General features: G+C 64.6%; 6 protein-coding genes. 5 read left to right on the top strand and 1 reads right to left on the bottom strand.

Going from position 1 to position 4,929, the window contains the following annotated elements; all coding sequences use genetic code 11:
- The coding region (locus JaAD80_RS28985) for an alkaline phosphatase (protein ID WP_180979655.1) at nt 1-1,483 on the bottom strand (1,483 nt) is incomplete at its 3' end.
- A gap of 185 nt (nt 1,484-1,668) precedes the next feature.
- On the opposite strand from JaAD80_RS28985, the gene JaAD80_RS28980 reads away from it, so the two are divergent.
- The 5 genes from JaAD80_RS28980 to JaAD80_RS32060 all read left to right on the top strand — a co-directional run.
- A complete protein-coding gene (locus tag JaAD80_RS28980) occupies nt 1,669-2,394 on the top strand; it encodes a YebC/PmpR family DNA-binding transcriptional regulator (protein WP_092796020.1) in 726 nt (241 codons plus the stop codon).
- A 70-nt stretch (nt 2,395-2,464) separates the two neighbouring features.
- Nucleotides 2,465-3,733: a phosphoribosylamine--glycine ligase gene (gene purD, locus JaAD80_RS28975; RefSeq protein WP_102299640.1), complete on the top strand. Its 1,269-nt coding sequence runs from the start codon at nt 2,465-2,467 to the stop codon at nt 3,731-3,733.
- 124 nt (nt 3,734-3,857) lie between these two features.
- Nucleotides 3,858-4,301, top strand: a complete 444-nt coding sequence (locus tag JaAD80_RS28970; RefSeq protein WP_102299638.1) for a hypothetical protein — start codon at nt 3,858-3,860, stop codon at nt 4,299-4,301.
- Nucleotides 4,280-4,663, top strand: coding sequence for a hypothetical protein (locus JaAD80_RS28965; protein ID WP_102299637.1), 384 nt, complete (start codon nt 4,280-4,282; stop codon nt 4,661-4,663). The genes JaAD80_RS28970 and JaAD80_RS28965 overlap by 22 nt, the downstream gene beginning before the upstream one ends.
- Before the next feature lie 93 nt (nt 4,664-4,756).
- Nucleotides 4,757-4,929: leucine zipper domain-containing protein (locus JaAD80_RS32060; protein ID WP_180979654.1), on the top strand; the 173-nt coding region annotated here is incomplete at its 3' end.

Here is a 4,929-nt window from a genome sequence, read left to right as displayed (position 1 = left end):
TTTGCGCGGCGCCCGCCGTGGCAGCGGCCACGATGGCCGAGGCCAGCGGCACGCTGCCGCCCACCAAGGGCAAGGTGCTGGCGATGGTCTGGCCTACCTTGCCCATGGCGCTCAGGGCCAGCAAGGTGGCAATCGCATCGGTGCCATTCAGGCCCATGCGCAGCAATGACACTTCATTGCCCCACAGCTTCCAGGTGGAGGTGGCCGCCTTCATCTTGCCCTTCCACCAGTCGCGCTGCGTGCTGCCCAGCATGCCGACGACGGCCAGCGGATCGGTGCCCGCCTTGGTGGCGGCGGCCATCTTTTGCCCTTCCACGCTGTCGAACAGCGCCTGCGGCACCAGGTAGCGGCTGCCGATGCTGCCCAGCGGCTTGCCCGTGGCGGGATTGATGCTCGATTCGGGAATCGCATGGTCGGCGCGGTACAGGCGCTCGTCCGTCATCACCAGCTGCATCAGCTTGCCGAACTGGAAATCGCGGTAGATCTGGATATTCTGGAACGTCGTCGCGGCGCCATCAAACGTGACGTCGGCCGGCATGTATTCGAACCACGCCTGGTTGGCGCTGCGGCGGCGGTTCGGCTGGTGCAGGTCGCTGCCGTCAAGCGCCACGATGCCTTCATAGGTGGACGCGTCCTGCCAGGCATCGTCCGTGAATTCATGGTCATCCCAGATGGCGATGAAGGCAAACCGCTCGTGCACGGCCTGCAGGCGCGTGTCGGTGCGGTATTTCTTGTACAGGTAGCGGTAATCGGCCACCGTGGTCGCGTATTTCGCGCCGGACGTGCCGCTCTTGAACGTGCCTTCCGGCAGGATCAAGCGGTCGTGGCGGCTTTCCACGGCGCCGCTCTGGAACGCTTCGCCCACGGTTTCATAAATGTAGTCGCCCAGGTGGACGATGAAATCGAGCGCTTCATTGGCGGCGATGTGCGACAGCGCGCCCCAGTGGTTGATGCTCCAGTCCTGGCACGTCAGGTAGGCGAACTGCAGCTGCGGCACGTCGGCCGTGGCGGCCGGCGCCGTCTTGAAGCGGCCCACGTTCGAGCGCACGTCGCCGGCGATGAACTGGTAGAAATACACCTGGCCCGGCTGCAAGCCCGTCACCTTGTGGCGCAGGGTGTTGTCGAAATCGGCCTTCAGCGGCAGCTTGGCGTCGACGATGGGGGTGCCGGCCAGGGCCGTGTTGCCGCCCAGCGCGGCCGTGTTGTCGGCGGCGCTGACGATGAGGCGTATGGCAACCTCTTCCTTGCCGGCCACGGCGGGCGCGACGGCGTCGAAACTGGCTGGCACGACGCGCGTCCACAGCATGGCGCTGTCGGCGCGCGGGTCGCCCGAGGCCACGCTTTGCGGGAATTTCCAGTCGCTGCCGCTGGCCAGGGGCACGCCATGGTCGCTGTAATCGGTGCTGCCGCAGGCGGCGAGGCCAACGGTGGCCACGGAGACGGTAATGAAACCGCCCAATTTCAGAAACTGCCGTCTATCCATGTGACTTGCCATGATGTCGCGCCCTTAATCTTGATTATTCGAGTGGTGGGATGATGCATAACATGAAAGCGCGTCACTTTAACAACAAAATGTGTCGGCTTGATGACGGGGCCATGCCGCTTTGCAAGGGGCCGATATGCTAAAATGTCGGCCACAATTGAACACCCGTCTAAGGAAGATTCGACATGGCAGGACATAGCAAATGGGCCAATATCAAGCATAAAAAGGCTGCCACCGATGCCAAGCGCGGCAAAATCTGGACGCGCCTGATCAAGGAAATCACGGTTGCGGCCCGCATGGGCGGCGCCGATATCGCCGCCAATCCGCGCCTGCGCCTGGCTGTCGACAAGGCTGCCGATGCGAACATGCCGAAAGACAACGTCCAGCGCGCGATCAACCGCGGCAGCGGCGGTGTCGATGGCGCCAACTATGAAGAAGTCCGCTACGAAGGCTACGGCGTGGGCGGCGCGGCCGTCATCGTCGAATGCATGACGGACAACCGCGTGCGCACGGTGGCCGAGGTACGCAACGCCTTCAACAAGAATGGCGGCAACATGGGCAACGAAGGCTCTGTCGCCTTCATGTTCCAGCACTGCGGCCAGCTGCTGTTCGCGCCGGGCACCGACGAAGACAAGCTGATGGAAGCGGCCCTGGAAGCGGGCGCCGAAGACGTCATCGCCGACGAGGAAGGCGGCTTCGAAGTGCTGACTCCCGTGCACGATTTCGCCGCCGTCAAGGAAGCGCTGGAAGCGGCCGGCTTCAAGGCCGAAGTGGCTGAAGTCATCATGAAACCGGCGACGGAAACCGTCTACACGGGCGACGACGCCATCAAGATGCAAAAGCTGATCGATGCGCTGGAACTGCTGGACGACGTCCAGGAAGTGTTCACCAACGCCCTGATCGAAAACTAGGCAAAAAACAAGCAGTACACCTCAAGGGCGGCACCGCCGCCCTGCAACCCACACTGAACGAACGGTCCCTATGAAAATTCTGGTAGTCGGCTCTGGCGGCCGCGAACACGCCCTGGCCTGGAAACTGGCCCAGTCCGAACGCATACAGATGGTGTATGTCGCGCCGGGCAATGGCGGCACCGCTCGCGATGTGCGCCTGGTCAATCTCGACATCAGCGACCCGCAATTGCTGGCCGATTTCGTTCAGCAGGAGCACATCGGCCTGACCGTCGTCGGCCCGGAAGTGCCGCTGGCAGCGGGCATCGTCAACCTGTTCCGCTCGCGCGGCCTGAAAATCTTTGGCCCGACGAAAGAAGCGGCGCAGCTGGAATCGTCGAAGGACTTCGCCAAGGCCTTCATGCAGCGCCACGGCATCCCGACGGCCGCCTACCAGACCTTCTCCGACGTCGCCCCGGCGCACGCCTACGTCGACGCCATGGGCGCGCCCATCGTCATCAAGGCTGACGGCCTGGCCGCCGGCAAGGGCGTGGTCGTTGCCATGACCCTGGAAGAAGCGCACCAGGCGGTCGACATGATGCTGTCCGATAACCAGTTCGGCGACGCCGGCGCGCGCATCGTCATCGAGGAATTCCTCGCCGGCGAAGAAGCCAGCTTCATCGTCATGTGCGACGGCAAGAACATCCTGCCGCTGGCCACCAGCCAGGACCACAAGCGCCTGAAGGACAATGACCAGGGCCCGAACACGGGTGGCATGGGCGCGTATTCGCCCGCGCCCATCGTCACGCCGGCCATGCATGCGCGCGTCATGCGTGAAATCATCAATCCGACCATCCAGGGCATGGCCAAGGATGGCATCACGTTTACGGGCTTCCTGTACGCGGGCCTGATGATCGACGACAAGGGCACGCCGAAGACGCTGGAATTCAACTGCCGCATGGGCGACCCGGAAACGCAGCCCATCATGGCGCGCCTGAAGACCGACCTGGTCACCGTCATGGAACACGCCGTCAACGGCACGCTCGACGCCGTGGAACTGGAATGGGACCGCCGCACGGCTGTCGGCGTGGTGATGGCCGCCGCCGGCTACCCGGACGATCCCGTCAAAGGCACGCCGATCGGCGACATCCCGGCTGAAACGCCTGACTCCGTCACCTTCCATGCGGGCACCCGCATCGAAGGCGAGCGCCTGGTCACCAACGGCGGGCGCGTGCTGTGCGTGGTGGGCCTGGGCGACAGCATCAAGATGGCGCAGAAGCAGGCATATGAAGCCGTGGAAAAAATCCACTTCGACGGCGCGCAGTACCGCCGCGACATCGGCTGGCGCGGCCTGAAGCACTGATCCGCCTCTTGATGGCACACGGCAGGGCCGGCGCGGCGCTACTCCGCCCCGGCCCTGTTTTCTTGTGCGCATGAAAAACGCACTTTTGCGCTAACATTTTGTCTCCCTGACAAATTTGCCGCCCATGACCAGCCATGCCCACCCCGCCCTTGCCGCACTGCGCCAGCTCGGCCTGATCACCGCCACGCAGTTCGACGAGGCCATGGACGAACTGGCCATCCTCGCACTGGACGAAGACGATGACGTCGACATGCCGCGCCTGGCGGCCAATGCGGATACCGCCGAGACCCTGGCCTGGCTGCTGCGCACGGATCTGCTGCCGCAAGACGCATTCCTGCAGCGGGTGCGCGAGCTGCCGCGCCAGCATGACGGCGCGGCCCTGCAGCAACGCCAGCAGCTGGCCGCCGACGCCCTGCGGCAAGTCAACCGCCAGGCCGTCGACACCCTGTACGACGAAAACCTGATCAACCAGTGGCAGCGCGATGCGCCCACGCCAGCCTGCCTGCGGACCGCCTGCTGTCCTCGCCGATCGCCGCCCTGCGCGAGATGCTCGCACAAGGCAGCCTGACGGCGCCGCAATTCGAGGCGCTGCGCACGCGCCAGCACGGCTCGGAACTGGCGCGCATCATCGTCGACGGCGCCGTGCGCCAGGCGCGCCGGCAGCGCCCAGCCTACGCGCGCCCGGGTACCTGGCTGCTGGCCGCGCTGATGCTGCTGGTGCTGGCGTTTGCCGGCCGGGCCATCGTCAGCGGCCAGGATGCCGCGCCGCGCGCGCCAGCCATCAAAGGGAACACCATCGAACGCGGCGACTTGCAGCAGCGCGCCGCGCAGGCCGTGGAGCATGCGCGCGTGCCCGGCGCCGTAACCGCGCTGTCCGTTACGGTAGTGCAGGACGCGGGGCGGGACGGCGCCACGCCGCCGGCACCCTAGGTGTGATGTTTCAATAGGTTGTTGTGGTTCATTCGGATTGGATTTGAGACACTGGAAATCGCCAAACCCCCAGTTCTCAAGGAAACCAACCGAATGAACATCCATAAGAATGCCCGATTAACGCTGATTCGTCGAGTCGAGATGGTCGAAGACGTCCTGCTTAACCGCCTGCCGAGCTGCCAGGCCGCTACCCGCTACGCCGTGAGCGAAGCAACTGTGCGCAAATGGCTGGGGCGCTTCCTTGCCGAGGGGCGAGAGGGCTTGAT

The organism is Janthinobacterium sp. AD80, assembly GCF_002878455.1.
Lineage (GTDB): Bacteria > Pseudomonadota > Gammaproteobacteria > Burkholderiales > Burkholderiaceae_D > Janthinobacterium.
The sequence above is the reverse complement of the archived record's forward strand: the minus strand, read 5'-3'. Positions and strand labels throughout refer to the sequence as shown.